Origin of the sequence: Streptomyces sp. GbtcB6, from assembly GCF_019091475.1 — a bacterium.
GTDB classification, from domain to species: Bacteria; Actinomycetota; Actinomycetes; order Streptomycetales; family Streptomycetaceae; genus Streptomyces; species Streptomyces hyaluromycini.
On sequence record NZ_JAGXJL010000001.1, the window covers coordinates 543,173 to 563,764 of the forward strand.

At 71.4% G+C, this 20,592-nt stretch carries 21 protein-coding genes and 1 pseudogene; 8 read left to right on the forward strand and 14 right to left on the reverse strand.

Going from position 1 to position 20,592, the window contains the following annotated elements; genetic code table 11:
* Positions 1 to 8: 8 nt before the first annotated feature.
* Entirely contained in the window at positions 9 to 1,499 is a 1,491-nt protein-coding gene (locus KVT45_RS02450; RefSeq protein ID WP_217544751.1) for a long-chain fatty acid--CoA ligase, read from the reverse strand.
* A gap of 140 nt (positions 1,500 to 1,639) precedes the next feature.
* Here KVT45_RS02450 and KVT45_RS02455 point away from each other — a divergent pair, with 140 nt between their 5' ends.
* Positions 1,640 to 2,911, forward strand: a complete 1,272-nt coding sequence (locus tag KVT45_RS02455) for a CdaR family transcriptional regulator (RefSeq protein WP_217544752.1) — start codon at positions 1,640 to 1,642, stop codon at positions 2,909 to 2,911.
* 28 nt (positions 2,912 to 2,939) lie between these two features.
* On the opposite strand, the gene KVT45_RS02460 is transcribed toward KVT45_RS02455, so the two are convergent.
* The 3 genes from KVT45_RS02460 to KVT45_RS02470 are packed head-to-tail and all read right to left on the reverse strand — an operon-like array spanning position 2,940 to position 6,281.
* Positions 2,940 to 3,719 (reverse strand): crotonase/enoyl-CoA hydratase family protein, encoded by a 780-nt coding sequence (locus KVT45_RS02460; RefSeq protein ID WP_217544753.1) that lies wholly within the window; start codon positions 3,717 to 3,719, stop codon positions 2,940 to 2,942.
* A gap of 35 nt (positions 3,720 to 3,754) precedes the next feature.
* Entirely contained in the window at positions 3,755 to 4,972 is a 1,218-nt protein-coding gene (locus KVT45_RS02465; protein ID WP_217544754.1) for a CaiB/BaiF CoA-transferase family protein, read from the reverse strand.
* 31 nt (positions 4,973 to 5,003) lie between these two features.
* Positions 5,004 to 6,281 carry an acyl-CoA dehydrogenase family protein gene (locus tag KVT45_RS02470; RefSeq protein ID WP_217544755.1) on the reverse strand — a complete coding sequence of 426 codons (1,278 nt, stop codon included), beginning with the start codon at positions 6,279 to 6,281 and terminating at the stop codon, positions 5,004 to 5,006.
* 431 nt (positions 6,282 to 6,712) lie between these two features.
* Between KVT45_RS02470 and KVT45_RS02475 the strand changes: the two genes are divergently transcribed.
* Positions 6,713 to 7,705, forward strand: a complete 993-nt coding sequence (locus tag KVT45_RS02475; protein ID WP_217544756.1) for a 3-hydroxyacyl-CoA dehydrogenase NAD-binding domain-containing protein — start codon at positions 6,713 to 6,715, stop codon at positions 7,703 to 7,705.
* Positions 7,705 to 8,598 carry a YncE family protein gene (locus KVT45_RS02480; RefSeq protein WP_254646143.1) on the forward strand — a complete coding sequence of 298 codons (894 nt, stop codon included), beginning with the start codon at positions 7,705 to 7,707 and terminating at the stop codon, positions 8,596 to 8,598. Before KVT45_RS02475 ends, KVT45_RS02480 begins: the two co-directional genes overlap by 1 nt.
* Before the next feature lie 106 nt (positions 8,599 to 8,704).
* On the opposite strand, the gene KVT45_RS02485 is transcribed toward KVT45_RS02480, so the two are convergent.
* The 4 genes from KVT45_RS02485 to KVT45_RS02500 all read right to left on the reverse strand — a co-directional run bounded on the left by KVT45_RS02485 (position 8,705) and on the right by KVT45_RS02500 (position 11,188).
* Positions 8,705 to 9,343, reverse strand: coding sequence for a hypothetical protein (locus KVT45_RS02485; protein ID WP_217544758.1), 639 nt, complete (start codon positions 9,341 to 9,343; stop codon positions 8,705 to 8,707).
* On the reverse strand, positions 9,333 to 9,860 hold the full coding sequence (locus KVT45_RS02490; RefSeq protein ID WP_217544759.1) for a DUF6114 domain-containing protein: 528 nt from the start codon (positions 9,858 to 9,860) through the stop codon (positions 9,333 to 9,335). Before KVT45_RS02490 ends, KVT45_RS02485 begins: the two co-directional genes overlap by 11 nt.
* Before the next feature lie 87 nt (positions 9,861 to 9,947).
* Complete coding sequence (locus KVT45_RS02495) at positions 9,948 to 10,571, reverse strand: DUF6230 family protein (RefSeq protein WP_217544760.1); 624 nt, start codon at positions 10,569 to 10,571, stop codon at positions 9,948 to 9,950.
* Positions 10,572 to 10,741: 170 nt separating this feature from the next.
* Positions 10,742 to 11,188: a MarR family winged helix-turn-helix transcriptional regulator gene (locus tag KVT45_RS02500; protein ID WP_217544761.1), complete on the reverse strand. Its 447-nt coding sequence runs from the start codon at positions 11,186 to 11,188 to the stop codon at positions 10,742 to 10,744.
* A gap of 113 nt (positions 11,189 to 11,301) precedes the next feature.
* Here KVT45_RS02500 and KVT45_RS02505 point away from each other — a divergent pair, with 113 nt between their 5' ends.
* Positions 11,302 to 11,634, forward strand: a complete 333-nt coding sequence (locus KVT45_RS02505; RefSeq protein ID WP_217544883.1) for a hypothetical protein — start codon at positions 11,302 to 11,304, stop codon at positions 11,632 to 11,634.
* Positions 11,631 to 12,755: a Gfo/Idh/MocA family protein gene (locus tag KVT45_RS02510; RefSeq protein WP_217544762.1), complete on the forward strand. Its 1,125-nt coding sequence runs from the start codon at positions 11,631 to 11,633 to the stop codon at positions 12,753 to 12,755. Before KVT45_RS02505 ends, KVT45_RS02510 begins: the two co-directional genes overlap by 4 nt.
* 28 nt (positions 12,756 to 12,783) lie before the next feature.
* Here KVT45_RS02510 and KVT45_RS02515 read toward each other — a convergent pair whose 3' ends face one another.
* From KVT45_RS02515 to KVT45_RS58370, 5 genes and pseudogenes are all read right to left on the reverse strand, one after another.
* Positions 12,784 to 13,926, reverse strand: coding sequence for an LLM class flavin-dependent oxidoreductase (locus KVT45_RS02515; protein ID WP_217544763.1), 1,143 nt, complete (start codon positions 13,924 to 13,926; stop codon positions 12,784 to 12,786).
* Between the two features lie 57 nt (positions 13,927 to 13,983).
* The gene (locus KVT45_RS02520; protein ID WP_217544764.1) at positions 13,984 to 15,168 is read right to left on the reverse strand and encodes an SfnB family sulfur acquisition oxidoreductase; all 1,185 of its coding nucleotides are present in this window, start codon (positions 15,166 to 15,168) and stop codon (positions 13,984 to 13,986) included.
* A 4-nt stretch (positions 15,169 to 15,172) separates the two neighbouring features.
* On the reverse strand, positions 15,173 to 15,730 hold the full coding sequence (gene ssuE, locus KVT45_RS02525) for an NADPH-dependent FMN reductase (RefSeq protein WP_217544765.1): 558 nt from the start codon (positions 15,728 to 15,730) through the stop codon (positions 15,173 to 15,175).
* A 56-nt stretch (positions 15,731 to 15,786) separates the two neighbouring features.
* Positions 15,787 to 16,761: pseudogene (locus KVT45_RS02530) on the reverse strand (LLM class flavin-dependent oxidoreductase).
* A gap of 142 nt (positions 16,762 to 16,903) precedes the next feature.
* Positions 16,904 to 16,987: a putative leader peptide gene (locus tag KVT45_RS58370; protein ID WP_350760414.1), complete on the reverse strand. Its 84-nt coding sequence runs from the start codon at positions 16,985 to 16,987 to the stop codon at positions 16,904 to 16,906.
* Between the two features lie 137 nt (positions 16,988 to 17,124).
* On the opposite strand from KVT45_RS58370, the gene KVT45_RS02535 reads away from it, so the two are divergent.
* Positions 17,125 to 18,036, forward strand: a complete 912-nt coding sequence (locus KVT45_RS02535; protein WP_217544766.1) for a LysR family transcriptional regulator — start codon at positions 17,125 to 17,127, stop codon at positions 18,034 to 18,036.
* A gap of 128 nt (positions 18,037 to 18,164) precedes the next feature.
* Here the strand turns inward: KVT45_RS02535 and KVT45_RS02540 are convergent, their stop codons facing one another.
* Positions 18,165 to 18,638 carry a MarR family winged helix-turn-helix transcriptional regulator gene (locus tag KVT45_RS02540; protein WP_254646145.1) on the reverse strand — a complete coding sequence of 158 codons (474 nt, stop codon included), beginning with the start codon at positions 18,636 to 18,638 and terminating at the stop codon, positions 18,165 to 18,167.
* A 78-nt stretch (positions 18,639 to 18,716) separates the two neighbouring features.
* Between KVT45_RS02540 and KVT45_RS02545 the strand changes: the two genes are divergently transcribed.
* Both KVT45_RS02545 and KVT45_RS02550 read left to right on the forward strand, forming a co-directional pair.
* On the forward strand, positions 18,717 to 19,784 hold the full coding sequence (locus KVT45_RS02545; protein ID WP_217544767.1) for an LLM class flavin-dependent oxidoreductase: 1,068 nt from the start codon (positions 18,717 to 18,719) through the stop codon (positions 19,782 to 19,784).
* Positions 19,785 to 19,788: 4 nt separating this feature from the next.
* The gene (locus tag KVT45_RS02550; protein WP_217544768.1) at positions 19,789 to 20,541 is read left to right on the forward strand and encodes an NADPH-dependent F420 reductase; all 753 of its coding nucleotides are present in this window, start codon (positions 19,789 to 19,791) and stop codon (positions 20,539 to 20,541) included.
* Positions 20,542 to 20,592: the final 51 nt, after the last annotated feature.

The window sequence follows — 20,592 nt, forward strand, 5'->3', positions numbered from 1 at the left end:
CACCCGGCTCATCGCCCGGCCGGCGGCACGATCTCCTTCTTGAGGATCTTCCCGGTGGGCCCCTTGGGCAGGGTGTCCGCGATCCACACCTTCCGCGGGTACTTGTAGGCGGCGACCTGGCCCTTTACGTACGCACGCAGTTCCTCGGCCGTCGTCCGCGCCCCCGGCCGGAGCACGACCGCCGCACCTACCTCCTCGCCGAGGTCGGGGTCGGGAAGGCCGATGACCGCGGCGTCGGCGACGGCCGGATGCTCGTAGAGCACGTCCTCGACCTCGCGGGGGTACACGTTGTACCCGCCCCGGATGATCACGTCCTTCTTCCGGCCGACGATCCAGAGGTACCCGTCCTGGTCCATCCGGCCGAGGTCACCGGTGTACAGCCAGCCGTCCCGGATCGTGGCGGCGGTCTCCTCGGGGCGCTGCCAGTACCGCTTCATCACGTTGTGCCCGCGCACCGCGATCTCGCCCGTCTCCCCCTGCGGCGCCTCCTTGCCGTTGTCGACCACCCGCACCCGGACGCCCGGGATCGGGGTGCCGACCGAGCCGGGCCTGGGCCCGGCCAGCAGGGTGTTGACCGAGACGACGGGCGAGGTCTCCGACAGTCCGTAGCCTTCGAGCACGACGCAGTCGAACGCGGCCTGGAAGTCGTACAGCACCTGGACGGGCAGTTCGGCGCCGCCGGCGAGGCACACGCGCAGCCGGGAGACGTCGTGGCTCTCCTTGCCGGGCTGCCGTACGAGCCTGCTGTACACCGTGGGCACCCCGGCGAAGACGGTCACCCCGTGTGCGTCGAGGATGCCGAGAGCCTGTGCCGCGTCGAAGCGCGGCAGCAGGGTGAGGCACGCGCCCGAGGCCACGGCGGCGTTGAGGGTGCAGGTCTGCCCGAAGGCGTGGAACAGGGGCAGTCCGCCGAAGATCACGTCGTCGGCGGTGAGCCGGAACAGCTCACCGGCCACGATGTCGCAGTTGCGGGCCAGGTTGGCGTGGGTCAGTTCGGCGCCCTTCGGCTGACCGGTGGTCCCCGAGGTGTACAGAATGACCGCGGTGTCGTCATCGTGACGCTCCGTCAGTTCATCGAGGGGCGACGCGGGTTCCAGCAGCTCGTCGAGGACGTCGGGACGGACGACGACCGCCTCCGCGTCCGCCTGCCGCGCACCGGCGTGCGCCTCGTCGGCGAAGTCGTGCCAGGCGAACAGCAGCCGGGCCCCCGAGTCGCCGAGGTAGTAGGCGACCTCACGGGACTTGAGCAGGGGGTTCATCGGGACGACGATGCCGCCGGCCCGGAGTACGCCGTAGTAGACGACGGCGAACTCGGGAACGTTGGGCAGCATGAGCGCGACCCGGTCGCCGGGCTTCACACCACGGTCGCGGAGCAGTCCGGCCATGCGGGCGGTGCTCCGGTCGAGCGCGCGGTAGGAGACCGCGGTGCCCTCGATGCGGAGCGCGGGGCGGTCCGGGTGCGCCCGGGCGCTGTCGGGCACGTGGTGGGCGAGGTTCATGACGCGTCCTTCTCAAGCACTTCCCAAGGGCTCGAATGAGCAGAGGCTAGGCCTGGAACCCAGGGAAATCACTGGGCTCGCGATACGACCCGGGGGACCGAATTGGTGCCGTCGGACCATTCTGCGGTTAGCTTTGAGGCATGGCTGCGGAGCACCCAGAGGCCGTGAAACAACTGTCCGTGGTCGCGGAGAACGTAGGGTCACATCTTCCGGAGGTCGGCCGCGACATCGGGGACTACGTTCTTGCCGAGATACCGGAGCTCAGGGGCGACGCGACCATCGTGAAAATCCTGCGTGCGAGCATCTCGGAAAACGCCGGCACGCTCCTGCACGTCTTCGAGAACGACATTCCCCTGGAAAAGGTCGAGGGACCCGCGGCCGCCCTCGAATACGCGCGGAGACTGGCTCAGCGGGGAATTTCCCTGAGCGCGTTGATCAGGGCCTACCGGATCGGGCACTGGCGCTTTCTGCAGTGGTGTCTGGACGAACTCAACCGGCAGAACGCCGCCGAGGATCTGGCCGTCGCGACCAACCGGCGCATGCTGCACACGAGCTTCGGCTACATCGACCGGGTCACCGAGCACGTCATCGCGGAGTACCAGCACGAACGCGACAACTGGCTGCTCAGCCAGACCGCGGCGCGCGCCGCCCGGGTGCGCGACATCCTCGCCGCGAGCGACGTCGACCTCAACCGGATCGAACCGGCCCTCGGTTACCGGCTCCGGCAGCATCACCTCGGACTGGTGGCGTGGCTGCCCACGCCGAAGGACGGGGGCGACGGGCTCTCCCGGCTGCACCGGGTCACCGACGAGATCGCCCGGAGACTCGGCTGCGCCGCACGCCCGCTGTTCGTCCCCCGGGACGCGATCGTGTCCTGGGCCTGGCTGCCGCTGGGCCCGAACAGTGACGTCCCCTGGCACGAGGTGTCGAGCGTGCTGGAGCGCAGCGATCCCTCCGTCCGCATGTGCGCCGGGGGTGTCGGATACGACGTCGAGGGATTCCGCGCCACCCACCGGCAGGCGCTGCGCGTCCAGGAACTCGCGGCCGTGGCCGATCCGGTCCCCCGGTTCACGCAGTTCTCCACCGTGGCTCCCATCGCCCTGATGGCGACGAACATCGACGACATACGTGCCTGGGTGTGGGACGTCCTCGGCCCGCTGGCCCTCGACGACGAGAACAGCGCCCGCCTTCGCGAGACCGCGCAGATATTCCTGGACAGCGGCTGCAGCTACACGGCCACCGCGAGCGCCCAGATCCTGCACAAGAACACCGTGCAGTACCGCATCCGCAAAGCCGAGGAGATCATGGGGCACCCGGTCCAGAAGGAGCACACCGATCTGGAGATCGCGCTGCGCGCCGTCCAGTACCTCGGCTCCACGCTGCTGCGCACGAACGCCGAACGGCACACATGACACGCGCGACACCTGCCGGCGTCCCGGGTCAGCGGCCTTCCCAGTGCGGCTGACGCCGCTCCGCGAAGGCGTGGGCACCCTCCTGGGCGTCCTGGGAGGCCAGCACCGGGTCGGCGATGAGGTCCTGCTCGGCGAAGGCGTCCTCGTCGCTGAAGGCGCGCCGCTCGTTGACGACCCGTTTCACGGCCTCCACGGCCAAGGGCGCGTTGAGCGTGATGCTGCTGGCCAGTTCCAGGGCCCGCTGGAGCGCCTGACCCGGTTCCGTGAGCTCGTTGACCAGGCCGAAGCGCTCGGCTCGCTCGGCGGGCAGGGTCCCGCCGGTGAGCAGCAGTTCGAGCGCGATGTTGTGCGGGATGCGCTCGGGCAGGCGCACCATGCCGCCCTCGGGCGGCACGATGCCGTAGCGGACCTCGGTCTGGCCGAAGGTGGCGTTCCGCGCGGCCACGATCATGTCGCAGGCGAGCGCCATCTCGGTGCCGCCGCCCAGCGCGTAGCCCTCGACGGCGGCGATGAGCGGAGTCCTGATCCGGGCGCGGGTGATCCCCGCGAAGCCCCGTCCGCCGACGATGGGCTTGTCGCCGGCCGCGAAGGCCTTGAGGTCCATGCCCGCGCTGAAGACGCCGCCGGAACCGGTGAGGATGCCGACCCTGAGGTCGTCACGGGACTCCAGTTCGTCGAGGGCGGCGGCGAGGGCCCGTGCGGTGGCCCCGTCGATGGCGTTGCGGGCCCGGGGCCGGTCGATGGTGATCACGAAGATGCCGTCGATCTCCTCGGTCCGTACGGTCGGTGCGTTCGTGGCCGTGGTCATGACGTGTTTCCCTTCTTTCCTGGCGGCCCATGGCCTCAGGCGACGGCCTCGGCCTTGTGCAGTTCCTCGATCCCGGCGGTGTCGAAGCCGATGTCACGGAGCACGGAGTCGGTGTGTTCGCCCAGGTCGGGGGCCGGACGCGGACGGACCTTGGGTTCCTGGTCCAGTCGTACGGGGCTGTCGACGGTCAGATGCGGGTCGGTACCGCCGTCGTCGATCGGTACGAGGATCCCGTTGGCCACGAGCTGCGGGTCGTGGGCGAACTCCTCGATCGTCTGCGCGACTCCGTAGGTGAGGCCCGCGGCGTCGAGCACCTGACGCCACTCGGCCAGCGGACGGGCCGCGAACGTCTTGTCCAGCACGCCGGCGATCTCGGCGGCGTGGGCGCGGCGGCTCTGCGAGTCGGCGTAGTGCGGGTTCTCGGCGGCCTCGGGGTGACCGATCGCCTGGAGGAAGAGGGGGACCTGCTTGTCCTCGTTGGCGAAGGCCAGCAGCAGCCAGCGGTCGTCCGCGGTGCGGTAGGCGTTGGCGAGCGCGTTCGGCGGGTCGGTCCTGTCGACCGGGCGGGGGGCCTTCCCGCCGACCAGGACGGCCTGCAGCCACATGCCGGCCGCCCAGGCGCCCTCGGCGACCAGCGAGGCGGTGACGCGTGCGCCCTCGCCGGTCTTCTCCCGCCGGTACAACGCGGTCATGATCCCGGCGAACAGGGTGATCGCCGTCGGGTGGTCGCCCGACCCGAACGCGTTGATCGCCGGCGGCGCCTCGTGCTGGCGTGTGACGTCCATGAGGCCGCTGCGGGCCCAGAACGCGGTCACGTCGAACCCGGGCAGGTTCGCGTCCGGGCCCTCCTCGCCGAAGCCGGTGACATCGGCGTAGATCAGCCGGGCGTTCAGCGGGACCAGGTCGTCGTAGTCCAGGCCCAGCTTGGCGCGGGTGTGCGGCGGGAAGTTGGTCACCAGTACGTCCGCCCAGGTCACCAGCCGTTCGACCACGGCCCGGGCGCCGGGTGCCTTCAGGTTGAGCGCGATGCTGCGCTTGTTGCGGTTGTCCAGCTGCCAGGGGTAGTTGACCCCCTCGACGCGCGGGTTCGGTGGCATGCGGCTGAGCGAACGGTACGCGTCGCCCGCGCCCGGGGGTTCCACCTTGACGACGTCGGCGCCGAAGTCGCCGAGGATGGTGGCCGCGGCGGGCCCTGCGATGAAGCTCGCGAGATCGACGACGTGCAGTCCCTCAAGGAGGGGCGTGCTGCTCATGACGACTCCTTGTCCTCGACGGGGCACCGGGTCAGTGGTGGCTGGGCGCCGCGGGCACGAAGGCGCTGTAGCCGGTGATGTCACGCCCGACGATCAGCGCCTGCACGGTGTCGGTGCCCTCGTAGGTGTCGATCGCCTCGATGTCGCACAGATGCCGGGCCACGTGGTAGTCGAGCAGGATCCCGTTGCCGCCGAGCATGTCGCGGGCGTCGGCGAGGATGGCCCGGGCCCGTTCGGTGTAGTGCATCTTGGCCAGCGCGACCCGGGGCATCGAGTACTCGCCCTCGTCCAGGAGCTGGCTCAGCCGGTGCTGCATGCACAGCATGTCGGTGATGTCCGCGAGCATCCGGGAGAGCCTGTACTGGATGAGCTGGAAGGCGGCCAGCGGCATCCCGAACTGCCGGCGCTGCTTGGCGTAGGCCAGGGCCGTCTCGTAGCCCGCGACCGCGGCCCCGATCGACTCCCAGGCGACGCAGAAGCGCGAGGCCAGCAGGACCTTCTCGGTGTCGCGGAAGGTGTGGACGTTCGCCAGCCGGTTCGCCGCCGGCACCCGGACGTCGGTGAGGGAGATCTGCGCGTTCTGGACACAGCGCAGGGCCGTCTTGCCCTTGATGACCTGGGCGTCGAACCCGGGCGTGCCCTTCTCGACCACATAGCCGCCGACATGCCCGTCGTCGCCGCGGGCCCAGATGATCGAGTAGTCGGCGAAGGTCGCGTTGCCGATCCACCTCTTGTGGCCGTTGATGACGTACGAGTCGCCGTCGCGGTGCGCGGTCGTCTCCAGCTTGACCACGTCCGAGCCGTGCGTGGGCTCGGTCAGCCCGAAGGCGCCGAGCTTCTCCATGCGCGCCATCGCCGGCAGGAAGCGCTGCTTCTGCTCCTCGGAGCCCAGCAGCGCGATCGACATCATGGCCAGGGCCGAGTGGACCCCCATCATGGTCGACATGCTCAGATCGCCCCGGGCCAGTTCGAGGATCACCAGGCCCGCCGTCACGTTGCTCATCCCCGGGCAGCCGTACCCGGAGATCTGGAAGCCCGCGATGTCCAGCTGTGCCAGCTTGGGCACCAGCTCGAAGGGGAACTCCGCCCGCTCCCAGTACGGGTTGATGACCGGGATGACCTCCTGGTCCATGAACTCGCGGACCTTCTTCTTCAGAGCCCGCTGCTCGTCGGTGAGCAGGTTGTCCAGAAGGAAGTAGTCGGAGAACTCCGATCCGCCCAGAACGGGCGGCTCCACCCCGGACGAGTTCCCGTTGGGGCTCGCGAGAGCGTGTCCCTGATCGGCTGCCGCGCCGTGTGTCGCCTTCATCTGCCGTTCCTTCCGATCGGGAATCCGAAGGGGAATCCAATGGGGAATCCGATGGGGTCAGTACGAACGACGCTAGGAGGCGGCGGAGTCACAGCCACTGGGCGCGGAACACCACATTGCCGACCGATTTGGTGCTCTTGCACCAAAACATGCGACGAGCCCGCGGCAGGCGGATCCGGCACCGGCGCTTCCGACCCGGCCGTGCCGGGCCTCAAGTACCCGAGGCGGCGCGGGCGTTGCCGACCGGGGAGTCCCGGGCACCGCGGCGGGCCGCCGGCCGGGGCCCTGTACCGCGGCACCAAGAACCCGCCCGAATCCTGGGCGCGCAGCCCGATGCGCCGGCGCTCCCCCGGGCCGAGGGTTGTCCCGTGGCCGCCGCACGGCGTCTCCACGCACCTTCCGTGGCCCACGATCAGGAGCAGTGATCAGCCATGACATCGCACAGGCCCGTCCACCGCGTGGCGATCGTCGGGACCGGCACCATCGGTGCCAGCTGGGCGACGCACTACCTCGTCCGTGGCTTCGACGTCACGGCTACCGACCCCGCGCCCACCGCGGAAACGGCCCTGCGGTCGTACGTGGCAGGCGCGTGGGACGCGGCCGCCGCGATCGGGCTCGCCCCCGGCGCCTCGCCCGACCGCCTGGGCTTCACCCCGGACATGCGCCAGGCCGTCGCGGACGCCGACTTCGTCCAGGAGAACGCACCCGAACGCCCGGAGCTCAAGGTGAAGCTGTTCGCCGACCTCGACGACGCCACACCACCCGACTCGATCATCGCGTCTAGCTCGTCGGGCATCACGATGAGTGACATCCAGGTCGACTGCCGGCACCCGGAGCGGACCGTCATCGGCCACCCCTTCAACCCTCCGCACGTCGTCCCCCTGGTGGAGGTCGTCGGCGGCACGCGGACCGCCCCGGAGACGATCCGGGACGCCATGTCGTTCTACGCCGCGATCGGCAAGAAGCCGATCCACCTGAAGAAGGAGCTCCCCGGACACGTCGCCAACCGCATCCAGGCCGCGCTGTACCGCGAGGTCGTGTACCTGGTCCAGGAGGGCGTGCTCGACGTGGCCGACTCCGACGACGCGGTGTCCTGGGGGCCGGGGCTGCGCTGGGGCGTCATGGGCCCGCACCTGCTGTGGCACCTCGGCGGCGGCGAGGGCGGCATCCAGCACTTCATGGACACCCTCATGCCGCGCATGGTCGGGTTCTGGGAGCAGTTGGGCACCCCCGAGTTCACCCCCGAGCTCAGGGACACCATCGTGAGCGGTGTCCTCAAGGAGGCGGACGGCCACTCGGTCGACGAGCTGTCCGCCCGCCGTGACGCCATGCTCGCGGCCCTGCTGGCCGTGCGCGCGCAGCACGACCTGTCCGGGCCGCCGGCCGCGACCCGGACCGGGCCGGACGCGAAGGAGGCGACGTGATGGGCGACCGGGACACACTGTTCGTGCTGGAGGCCAGCGGCGGCGGCCGCCTGTTCTCGGTGCTCCCCGACGGCTCCGGCAAGACGGTCCTCGTCACCGGGTGCCGGATCCCCGACGGTGTCGCCGTCGACGCCGGCGCCGGGTACGTCTACTGGACGAACATGGGCGTCCCGGCGGAGAACGACGGCTCCGTCGAGCGCGCGGACCTGGACGGCGGCAACCGGACGACGATCGTCCCCGACGGTGCCACGCACACCCCGAAGCAGCTCCACCTCGAAGCAGCCGACCGGAAGCTGTACTGGAGTGACCGCGAAGGCATGCGCGTGATGCGCTGCGACCTGGACGGCTCGAACGTCGAGACCCTCGTCCGGACCGGCGAGGGCGAGGACGACCGCCGGGACGAGACCAAGTGGTGCGTGGGTGTCGCCGTCGACCCCGTGGGCGGACACCTCTACTGGTCCCAGAAGGGTCCGAGCGACGCGGGACTCGGCAGGATCCTGCGGGCGGACACCGCCCTGCCCGCCGGGCGGACACCGGACCGGCGCGACGACGTGGAGGTGCTGTTCGAGGGCCTGCCGGAACCGATCGACCTCGAACTCGACCTCAAGGCAAGGGCGTTGTACTGGACGGACCGCGGGGACCCGCCGAGGGGCAACACCGTCAACCGGGCCTCGCTGGACCCGCCGGACGGCCGGTGGACGTCCGAGATCCTCGTGACCCACCTCATGGAGGGCATCGGCATCGCCCTCGACCCGGACGGTGACCGCATGTACGTGACCGACCTGGCCGGGACCGTCTACGCGGCCGGTCTCGACGGATCGGACCGGCGGGAGATCCTCGTCGCCCAGGGCAACCTCACGGGCATCGCCCACGCCGTGCTGCACACAGGGTGAGAACCGTGCCCGGAAACGATCGACCGTGACGCCGTCGACGACCTCACCACCAAGGTGTTCTGACGAAGGATCACGCCCCCGGGGAGCCTCACGGGCCCGTCCGGCGTCACGCTCTGTGCGGTCCCCGTGCCGTCGTCCGCAGCTCCGGGCCCTTGATGGACAGCCGGCCACCGAACTGGGTGACCTGGGATGCGGTCGCCCCGGCGAGGGTGATGGTGCGGGTGCGGGCGGGGGCGGGCGGGTGCGAGAGCCAGTGGGGTACGGCGTCGACGGTGACGGTGACGGTGCGGTCCGCCGGGAGCGGGCCGCCGCCGAGGCCCGTGATCCTGCCGGTCAGTCTGCGGACGTAGAGGGTCGCCACCCCGCCGGCCCCCGGCCCCTTGAGCGTGGCGGTGGTCGCCGGCCTCGCCCGCAGACGCATCGCCGCCCGGCCCCGGCCCGCCGTCAGATCGAGGTTGACGGCGTCCAGCGACCGTACGGTGAACTTCAGGGCCCGGACGGTCCCGGCCCCGGTGCGCACCGAGACCACCCCGCGGAACCTCGCGCCGCGGAGTACGAGCCGGTCGGCACGGAGCACGCAGGGGCCCTTCGCGGGACGGACCGGGGGCGACGAACCGAGCCGCGCGCCGGCAGCGCTGCCGGCCGGCCGCGGCACGTCGAGGTGCAGGAGCACGGCCACGCCGACCACGGCCAGCGCACCCGCGAGCGGCCGGGCCACACGGCGGAGCAGGTGGTCAGGAGCCACTGGGCCCCTCTCCCGCCGCAGCCGACGTTGCCGTCGTAGCCGTCGTAGCCGTCGTAGCCGTCGTAGCCGTCGCGGCCATCTGGTCGCCGGGCGCGGTCGACGGCTCGTCGGCCGTGGGCGGCAGCCAGGCACAGGCCAGGGAGCCGCCGATCAGACCGGAGGCCACGCCGAGGAACAGGCCGCCGAAGTTCGCGACGGGGAAGGAGATGAGGGCGAGCAGGAGGGTGGCGATGCCGGCGAACACACGGAGATGGGGGCGCCAGCAGAGCGTGACGCCCAGGACCAGGAGCAGGGTTCCGATCACCAGCGACCCGGCGCCGGACGTGGTCGACAGGGCGAGCGGAATCCCGCCCAGGTTCAGGTTCGCGTAGGGCCAGTAGAGGATGGGCAGACCGGCGGCGAAGGTGAACAGCCCGGCCCAGAAGGGACGTTCGCCACGCCAGGCGCTGAACCTGCGCCGGAACTCCGGTGCCCTGGCGAGCAGTTCACGTCCTCTGCCGAAAGGGTTGGTGATCACGCGTCCTGTCCTGATGAGTGGGGTTTCGGTCCCGCGAGAAGGATGTGAGCCGGGGCGAGCGGCTCCCGTGCACAGCGGCCACCCGGGTCAGAAGCAGGAGTGGTTGCCCTGCTCGACGCGCACCCGCAGGCCCGGAATGTTGAACGTGCCGGCGGAGACCGCGACCGCACTCACCCGCACGTCGTTCAGGGTGGTCGACACCGCCTGCTGGGCGACGCCGTCGGGATCGAAGAAGCGCGAGTTCCGGTCCCCGGACCTGACCGGGCCCTTGGTGACGGCCCCTTGGGCGACACCGATGTCCAGGCCGTCGAAGTTCGCCTGACCGACCGACTCGCTCGTCGCGTCGATGAAAAGGTTCGAGGCCTCGACCGGCCGGCCGCCACCGCCGGTGAGCCGCAGCGTCTGCGTGCCCAGCACCGGGACGTCGACTACGACGGACTGGCACAGCCCGATGAGCGTGGCGTGCCGGAAACCGGAGACCACGACGGGCACGAGTTCGTGTTTCCTCGTGACGTCGACCATGCCGTAGAGGCTGAATCCGCGGGCGGTCAGGGAGTCGGCGGCGACCTGGAAGTGCTGGCCGGAGATGAAGAACGAGGCGGCGAGCACACCCTGCGCCATGGCGATGCCGACACTCGCGAAGGCGGCGACGCTGGGCACGAGGACGACCGCGAAGCGTCTCCAACGGGTTCTTCCGGCGCGGTGCGACATCCCCGTCTCCTTCGGTCGTGAGGTGGACCCGCCCATGCCGACAAGGCAGCAGATGCCCTGTTTGTCCGGTGATGGATCCTAGGCTCCCGGCCGCGCGAACCGACCGCACGCCAGGCCAGCCGGACGAGTGACGCAAGTTCTGCTGCTCTCTTCGGGCGACGAGGCCCCGGCTACAGCCGACGGAGCACGGAACTCAGCATCTCGGCCTCCTCCGCGGAGAGCCGGTCCGTGAAGTGGCGGCGCACCGCGGCTTCCAGGCCGGGGTGCACGGCGGTGACGGTCCGGCGCCCGGCGTCGGTGAGGGCGACGGTGACGCCGTCGCCACGTTCACGGGCGACGAGTCCGCGCTTGCCCATGCGGGTGAGCTGATGGGAGATACGGGTGCGGTCCCAGCCGAGCGACGCGGCGAGCTCGCTCTGGCGCAGGGCGCCGCCCGCCTTGTCGAGGTTGACGAGAATCGTCAGGTCCGGTTCGGACAGACCCGCCGCCTCGGCGGTGTCCGCGACCACCCGGGTCCGGACGAGCTCATGGGCGCGCTTGAAGGCGGACCAGAGCTCGACGGGCTCCGGCACGACGCCGCCCGCCGGCTCGCCGACCTCACCCTTGGGCGTTGACATATCAACCGACCTCTTCCTAGTGTTGAAATGTCAACGCTAGCAGGTGGCGGTGGCGGCCACGCCTGCGGCACCCGTGTGTGCCGCGCCCACCTCGCACGCCCGCAGAAGGAGTTATGCGAACCCGACCCCTTGGAACCGGCGGCCCGCGGGTCGCCCCCGGCCCGCAGGTCGCCCCGCCCGCGCCGGGCTGCGCCGGCATGTCCGACGGCACCGCCCCCGCCGACGAAGCAGACGCCGTCGCCACGATCCGTACGGCCCTCGACACCGGCGTCACCCTCCTCGGCACCGACTACGTCGACGTCCACCGTCCCGCCCGCCGGCCGCACCGCGTCGAGGAGGCCGTCCCGGCCGACGCGGTGGCCGGAACCCGCTACGCCGCGCCCCTCATCGCCCTGCTGGACAGCGAGCGCGGCCCGCGGCCGCAAGAAGAGGTCTCCGCATCATGAACGCATCCGCATCACTCCTCGCCGAGCGGGCCCGGTCCGGGAAGCCGATCGGCGTCGGGATCATCGGACTCGGCACCCACGGAAGCTGGGCCGAGCGCTCGCACCTGCCGGCCCTGCGCGCCGTCCCGGGATACGAGCTGAGAGCACTGAGCACGAGTTCGCAGGAATCGGCGGAGCGCTCGGGACAGGTGCACGGGGTGCCCCGCGCCTTCGGGTCGGCCGCCGAGCTGGCCGCCTGCGACGAAGTGGACCTCGTGGTCGTGGCGGTGAAGGTGCCGCACCACCGGGAACTGGTGCGGACGGCGCTGAGCGCCGGCAAGAGCGTGCTCTGCGAGTGGCCGCTGGGCAACGGGCTCGCGGAGGCGGAGGACATGGCCCGGCAGGCGCGGAACCGGGCCGTGCCGACGGTGGTCGGGCTCCAGGCGCGCTCGCACCCGGCCGTCGTCCACGCGCGCCGCCTCGTGGCCGACGGCTACGTCGGGGAGGTGCTGTCCACGACGGTCGTGGGCTCCGGCGGGGCCTGGGGCGCGACCGTGGGTCCCCGCGACCACTACGTCCTCGACGCCGCGAACGGCGCGACGATGCTGACCATTCCCTTCGGCCACCTGCTCGACGGACTCGCGTCGGTCCTGGGAGAGCCCGAGGAACTGCGGATCCGGACGGCCTCGCGCCGTACCTGGTCCGTGGACCGCGAGACCGGACAGCGCGTGCCCATGACGGCCGCGGACCAGGTGGTGGCCTCGGGACGGCTGCCGGGCGGCGCGGTGGCCGCCGTCCACTACCGCGGCGGCATGTCCCGGGGCACCGGCTTCCGCTGGGAGATCAACGGCACCGAGGGCGACCTCGTCCTCACCGCTCCCGTCGGCCATCTCCAGCTCGGCCCGGTCACCCTCGAAGGCGGCCGCTCCACGTCCACCGGCCTCGCTCCGCTGCCGGTGCCCGAATCCCTCGTCCGCGTCCCCGGCCTGGACGCCCGGGCCGATGCGCCGGCCTACGCGGTCGCCCACGCCTACCGGCAGTTCCTGGACGACCTGTGCAGCGACGCTACGTCGGTCGTGCCCGACTTCGCGCACGGCGCCGCCCGGCACCGCAGCATCGAATCCGGCCTGGCAGCACCCTGACGGGGCGGCCGCCGCCGAGCCGGAATCCTCAGGACGCGAACGGCACCTGAGCCGAGGGCGCTGCGCCCTTCCCGGCGGGGTGCCGCCACACCCCGTCCGCGGCCAGCCGGGGCAGCACCCCCTCCCCGAACCAGTACGCCTCCTCCAGATGCGGGTACCCGGACAGCACGAACTCCTCGATGCCCAGCGCCGCGTACTCCTTGATCCGCTCGGCGACCTCGTCGTGCGAGCCGACCAGGGCGGTGCCGGCGCCGCCGCGTACCAGCCCGATGCCCGCCCACAGGTTGGGGTGGATCTCCAGCGCGTCCCGCCGGCCGCCGTGCAGGGCCAGCATCCGCTGCTGCCCCTCGGACTCGCTGCGGGCGAGCCCCGACTGCACCGACCGCACGGTCTCCGGGTCGAACCCGTCGAGCAGCCGGCCGGCCTCGGCCCAGGCCTGCTCGGACGTGTCCCGGGTGATGACATGCAGCCGGATCCCGAACCGCAGGGTGCGCCCCTGCTCCGCCGCGAGCCCCCGGATCCAGGCGATCTTCTCCGCGACCTGGGCCGGCGGCTCCCCCCAGGTCAGGTACACGTCCACGTAGCGGGCCGCGACCTCGCCCGCGACCGGCGAGGACCCTCCGAAGTAGACCTCGGGCACCGGCTCCGGCACCCGGGCCAGCCTGGCGTCCTCGACCCGGAGGTGCTCCCCGTCCAGATCGACCGTCCTGCCCTCCCACAGCCCCCGTACGACCTCCAGGAACTCACCGGTACGCCGATACCGCGCGTCCTTGTCGAGGAAGTCCCCGTAGGCCCGCTGTTCATGGCTCTCGCCGCCGGTCACCACGTTGAGCAGCAGCCGTCCGCCGGTCTGCCGCTGGAAGGTGGACGCCATCTGCGCGGCGAGCGTCGGCGAGACGAACCCCGGCCGGAAGGCGACCAGGAACTTCAGCCGCTCGGTGTGCTGGCTGACCATCGCCGTGGTCAGCCACGCGTCCTCGCACCAGGCGCCGGTCGGGGTGAGCGCCCCCACGAAACCGAGGTCCTCCGCGGCCCTGGCGATCTGGCTCAGATAGGCGACCGTGGGCGGCCGGTCCCGTCCGGAGACCGTCGCCGGGGTGCCGTGACCGCCGCCGACGACATGCCGGCTGTCCCCGTTGGTGGGCAGGAACCAGTGGAAGGTGAGGGACACGGGGCATTCTCCGATCACGAGTGTCCGTTGGGGCGAGCCGGGCTCGCGGCGAGGCGGCTAGAGCAGGCCGTGACGGGGCGGCAGGGTGCCGTTGAGGACATACCGGCCGATGTGCTGGATCTTCCAGCGGGTCGGATCGTGCAGGGTGTGGGTCCGGGCGTCCCGCCAGTGCCGGTGCAGGTTCAGGGAGTTGAGGGCCGAGCGGGTTCCGGACACCTCGAAGAGCGCCCCGGCGACGGCCACGGCCGTCTCTGCCGCCTGCACCTTCGCGGCGGCCACGGCGATGGACGCCTCGGCGGCCGACGCGTCGGAGAGCCGGGCGCCGGCCGCGTCCACCGCGCGGGCGGCCTCCCGCAGCAGGGCCTCGGACGCCCGTACCTGGACGGCGAGTTCGCCGAACCGCTGGATCAGCAACGGGTCCTCCGCGGCGGACTCCGCCCCGCTCTCGAACCAGGGCCGGCTCCTGGTCCGTACGAACTCCGCGGCCTCGGCCAGCGCCCCCTGGGCGATCCCCACGTCGATCGCGGCGTGCAGCAACTGGGCTACCGCGCCGTGGAGTTGGGGTCCCTTGAAGGTCAGGTGGTGCGGCAGCACGCGGTCGGCGGGCACGGCCACGCCGTCCAGCCGGACGGTCCCGCTGGCGGTCGTACGCTGCCCCATGCCGTCCCAGTCGTCCACGACGGTGAGGCCAGGTGCGTCCCGGGGGACGTACGCCACGTGCAGGTCGTCGTCCTCGGCGCGGGCCAGGACGGGGATCCAGTCGGCGAAGAGGGCGCCGGTGGAGTAGTGCTTTTCCCCCGTCAGCAGATAGGCGCCGTCACCCTGGCGTTCCAGGCGGGTGCGGATGTCCTGGACGTGTTTCGTGCCGGCCTCGGACTGGGCGTTGCCGAAGCGGCTGCCGGCGAGCAGTTCGGCGAAGAAGAACTTCCGCTGTTCCTCGGTTCCCTGACGGCGGATCACGTTGACGTACACGAAGTGGCTCTGCGGGATCTGGGCGAGACTGCCGTCGGCCGAGCCGAGAAGCCGGAAGATCTCCGCGAGGGTCAGGGCGCCGACGCCGGCGCCGCCGTGCTCGGCGGGCACGGTGACGCCCAGCAGACCCGAGGCCGACAGCTGGTCCAACTCGGCACGGGGCAGCCTGCGTTCGGCGTCCCGTTCGGCGGCCCCGGCCCGGAACGCGTCGGCCAGGCCCTTCGCCACGGCGAGGGCCTCGGTGTCGTCGGCGATGACGTGGGCGGTCATCGGATCAGCTCGCCGCGGCGAGGACGGGCGTGCGGCCGAGGAGCGCGGCCGAGAACTGGTCGACGACCGGGACGAGGGCCTCGGCAGCGGCCGGCGCGAGGACCAGGGTGCCGTCCTCCCCCACGGTGATGTCCTTGTCGAGGGTGAACCAGCCCTGGACGATGTGGGCGGCGCCCATGGAGTTGAGGACCGGGCGCAGCGCGTAGTCGATGGCGAGGACGTGTGCGACGGAGCCGCCGGTGGCCAGCGGCAGCACGGTCTTGCCGGTGAGCGCGTACTGCGGGAGCAGGTCCAGCAGAGCCTTGAGGACACCGGAGTACGACGCCTTGTAGACCGGGGTGCCGACCACGACCCCCTCGGCGCGGGCGAACAACTCGGTCGCCTCGACGATCGCCGGATGCCGGAAGTCCGCGCCGAGCAGGGCCTCGGCCGGGATGGTGCGGACGTCGAGCGGGACGACCTCGTGCCCCTGGGCGGTCAGCCGCTGGTCCAGGTGGCGCAGCAGGCGGCCGGTGCGGGAGGAGGCGGAGGGACTGCCGGAGACGGAGAGGACGGTGGCCATGGAGCTGCCTCTTTCTGGTGGCCGGGGCGGCGCGAAACGCCTCGTCTGGGGGAGGGTCAGGTGTGGGCTCGGGCGGACTCGGACTCGGACTCGGTGGCCGGGAGCTGGGCCTCCAGCTCGCGGACCAGGGGCAGTACGCGCCTGCCGAAGTACTCGACCTCCTCGTGGTAGTGCAGGAAGCCGAGCAGGAGGAGGTCGACGCCGAGCCTCTTGCAGGCGACGATGCTCCCCCAGCCTTCGGCCGGGGGACCCCCAGGCGATCTGCTCGGGGGTGCCGATCAGGCCGGTGCGGAAGCCGTCGTTGTACTGGACGAGGTCCTCGAAGGTGGAGTCCTGCCACACGCCGTCGAAGTCCTTGCCGTTGGAGAAGTACCAGTCGGAGACGCGGCCCGCCATGGCGCGGGCGGCGGTGGAGTTGCCGCCCTGGAAGATCTCCGGGCGCGGGCGCTCGGGGGTGTTGAGCGGCTTGGGCTTGAGGGAGAAGTCCCGAAGCCGGTAGAAGTCACCGGCGGGTTCGGTGTGGTCCTCGGTCCAGATCTGGCGCAGCGCGCGGATGAACTCCTCGGCGCGGCGGATGGGGGTCCCCCCGGTTCGAGCGAAGCCGAGAACTGGCGGAGTTCGTCGTGCTCCAGCCAGGGCTCGCCGAGCGCGGTGAACTCCCCTTTGGACCAGCCGGAGACGACGTTCACGGCGAACCGGCCGTTCGAGAGGTGGTCGGCGGTGGCGCCGAGCTTGGCGAGGACACCGGGGTGCCAGAGACCGGGGTGGACGGCGGCGATGACCTTCAGGCGCTCGGTGGCGAGCAGCAGGGCGAGGCTGAAGCTGGTCGACTCGTGCTGGAACTCGGCGCCGTAGCCGGCCATGTAGCGGACCTGGCTGAGCGCGTACTCGAAGCCGTTGTTCTCGGCGAGGACGGCGAGTTCGCGGTTGTAGTCGTATCCCCAGCCGGTGCGCTGCTCGATCGTGCTGGTGACGAGTCCTCCGCTGACGTTGGGGACCCAGTAGGCGAATTTCACGGGCGCGGCGGACATGCGGAACTCCTGTTGCGAGTTTTCGGGCGCGCCGGAATTCAGCTCCGGCCGCGCGGCGCGCGGGTGGGCACGGTGAATTCAGGCGGGAAAATTCAGGTGGAAAAAGAAGAGGGAGAGAACGCGGCGGATCTTGGTGGGGTGATCAGGCCGCGGCGCAACAGGAGGCGCTGGAGACGCGCGCGAGGTCGACATGGCGTCGCCGCGTGAGGTCCAGTCGCATCTTCATACCGTCGATGGTCGCAGTCGGTGCCGACGGGCGTCAAGGAAAACCCGACCGTTCTCGCATCGCGGACCATTGAATTTCACGAACGTGTGACAGGGAAACCCTTGAACACGCCCCGGACAACGGCGCATTCTGCCGGGGTGCGGACCGAACAGCTGGAATACATCGCGGCCGTGACCCGGCTCGGCTCGCTGCGCCGGGCGGCCGACGAACTGCGTCTGTCGCAGCCCGCGTTGAGCGAGACCGTGCGGAACCTGGAGCGGGAGCTGGGCATCGACCTGCTGGAGCGCAAGCGCACCGGCGCGACGATGAGCGCGGCGGGGCAGGAGCTGCTGCCGCACATCGTCCAGGTGCTGGAGGCGGTGGACCGGCTGCGGGTCGCGGCGGGCGAGCAGCACCGGATCAGTCGGATGGTGCGCGTCGGCACGGTCAACGCGGCGACCGTGCCGCTGCTCGTCCCGGTGCTGCGGGACTTCCGGGCCACGCACCCGGTCACCCAGGTCGAGGTGGTGGGCGCCCAGCAGACGGAGATCCACCGGGCTCTCGCCGAGGGCGGCTTCGATCTGGGGCTGGTGAACCATCTCGACGGCGACGACATGCCCGCCGGTTTCGAGGCCACCGAACTGCTGCGCGGGCGGCCGGTGGTGTGCGTCCGGCCGGACAGCCCGCTCGCGGGCCGGGCCGAGGTGTCGGCCGACGATCTGCTCACGGTGCCGCTGATCGCCATGCGCACCGGCTACGTGATGCACCGCTATGTGCACCGGCTGCTGGCGGACCGTACCCCCGTCTTCTCGTACTCGACGGACGGTGCCGAGATGGGCAAGCTGATGGTCGCGGAGGGGCTGGGCGCGACGGTGCTGCCGGACTTCAGCGTGGTCGGGGACCCGCTGGAGCGCAGCGGGACGATCGTGTGCCGGCCGCTGGCCGGGGACGCCACCGAGGTGGTGCTGACGCTCCAGCGCCGACGGGCCGATTCGGTGCCGCAGGCCGCGCAGGACCTGTACGAGACATTCGTGCGCCGGGCGGCCGAGCTGGGCGCGGACGCCCACTGAGCGGCGGCAGCGCCCCGAAGGGGCGCGGGGCCGTATCCGATATGCGGCTACCGCCGCGTGGGCGCGACCAGCCACGACGGCGCCGCAGACGACAGATCGCAGCATTCCAGCGGAGCGCTCAGCGGGCCTCAGGTGTCGAGCGCGGTCAAGTGGTTCCGCAGCGCCGTGGTGATCTGCTGCGCCGCGGCGAGCTGGTCCGGGGCGAGGGCGGCCACGAACAGCTCCCGTACGGCGCGCAGATGAGGCAGGGACGCGTTCCGGAACGCCTCCGCGCCCTCGGGTGTGAGCACCACCTCGGCGCCCCGGCTGTCGGTGACGCACTCCTCGCGCCGGATCAGCCCGCGCCGTTCCATGCGGCCGATCTGGTGCGAGAGGCGGCTGCGCTCCCAGCCGACGCGGGCCGCCAGTTCGGAGGAGCGCAGCCGCCGCCCCTCCGCCTCGCGCAGGGCGAGGAGCACGGCGTAGTCGCCCGGCGACAGGGAACTCTCGCGCTGCAGACGTGCCGCGAGCTCGGCGCGGAGCGCTTCCGTCGTCTCGATGAAGTCCCGCCAGATCCGCAGTTCCTCAGCGGTGGGGAATTCCTTCCGTCGCGCCGTCATCATGCCGCCACTCCCTCTTGTTGACACGTCAATCATATGCGAGCAATGATTGACACGTCAATTACTCGAAGGAGCCCCGTCATGCCCGCCCCCGTGTCCGATCCCGCACCCGGCCCCGTATCCGATCTCGTCTTCGGCCTCGACACCTTCGGCGATGTGCCGCAGGACGACTCGGGAGCCCTGGTGTCCGGCGCGCGGGCCATCCGGCAGGTCGTCGAGGAGGCCGTGCTCGCGGAGGAGACCGGCGTCGACGTCATCGCCCTCGGTGAGCACCACCGCCCGGAGTACGCGATCTCGACCCCGGAGACCGTCCTCGCCGGCATCGCCACGCGGACCCACCGCATCCGGCTGGCCTCCGGTGTGACCGTGCTGAGCTCCGACGACCCGGTCCGCGTCTTCCAGCGCTTCGCCACCGTGGACGCGCTCTCGAACGGCCGGGCCGAGGTCATCCTCGGGCGCGGCTCCTTCACCGAGTCGTTCCCGCTCTTCGGATACGACCTGAGCGACTACGACGTGCTGTTCGAAGAGAAGATCGAGCTGTTCGCCAAGCTGCTGGAGGAGAAGCCCGTCACCTGGAGCGGCACCAAACGGGCACCGCTGGAAGCCGCCGACGTCTTCCCCAAGACCGAGTCGGGCCGGCTCAGCACCTGGGTCGGGGTCGGGGGCACCCCCCAGTCGGTCATCCGCACCGCCCGCTACGGCTTCCCGCTCATGATCGCCATCATCGGCGGCAACCCGGAGCGCTTCGCGCCGTACATCGACCTCTACCGGCGCGCCGCCGACCAGTTCGGCACGACCGCGCACCCGGTCGGGATGCACTCGCCGGGCTTCGTCGCCGACACCGACGAGGCGGCCCGCGAGCAGCACTGGCCGCACTACCGGGTCATCCGTGACCGCATCGGCGCGCTGCGGGGCTGGCCGCCGATCCGCAGGGAGGAGTACGAGGCCGAGATCGAGCACGGCTCCCTCTACATCGGCTCCCCGGAGACGGTCGCCCGCAAGATGGCCGGCGCCGTCAAGGCACTCGGCGTCGGCCGGTTCGACCTCATCTACACCGGTGGGGCACAGTCGGTCAGCGCCCGCCTGCGCGCCGTCGAACTGTACGGCAGCAAGGTGATCCCGATGGTCCGCGACCTCCTCGCCGGCTGACGCCGTGAACGGAGCAGAGAAGGCGGAGCAGAAGGCGCAGCAGGAGACCGGCGGCGTGCGTACGGTCGGGATCCTGGGCGCCGGCAAGGTCGGCACGGTGCTGGCGCGGCTGGCCGTGGCGGCCGGCTTCCGCGTGCTGATCGCAGGATCCGGCGACCCCGCCGCGATCGCCCTCACCGTCGAGGTCCTCACCCCCGGTGCCGTCGCGGTCGGCGCCGCGCAGGCCGCGACGGAGGCGGACGTGGTCGTCCTGGCCCTGCCGCTCGGCAAGTACCGCGGCGTTCCCGCCGAAGCGCTGCGGGGCAAGCTCGTCGTCGACGCGATGAACTACTGGTGGGAGGTCGACGGCGTCCGCGAGGACCTCACCGACCCGCTGACCTCCTCCAGCCAGACCGTGCAGGCGTACCTGCCCGGAGCGCGGGTGATCAAGGCGTTCAACCACATGGGCTATCACGACCTGGAGGACGGGGCACGGCCCGCGGGGACGCCGGGACGCAGGGCGATCGCCATCGCCGGCGACGATCCGGACGGCCTCGCCACCGTCGTACACCTCGTCGACGCGCTCGGCTTCGACCCCGTCGTGGCGGGCCCGCTCGCGGAAGGGGTACGGCTGGAGCCGGGCACCGAGCCGTTCGGCGCGTACGTCGGCGCCGAGGAACTGCGTGCCATGCTGGACCGTTTCCCGGAGTCCGACCGCGGACGCGTCGTGATCGCCGCCCGGGCGGCTGCCACCGCGCCGGCCGAACCCCCCGCCTGACCACATGCGCTGAGCACACGTGCCGGGCTCACGCGCTGAGCTCACGCGCCG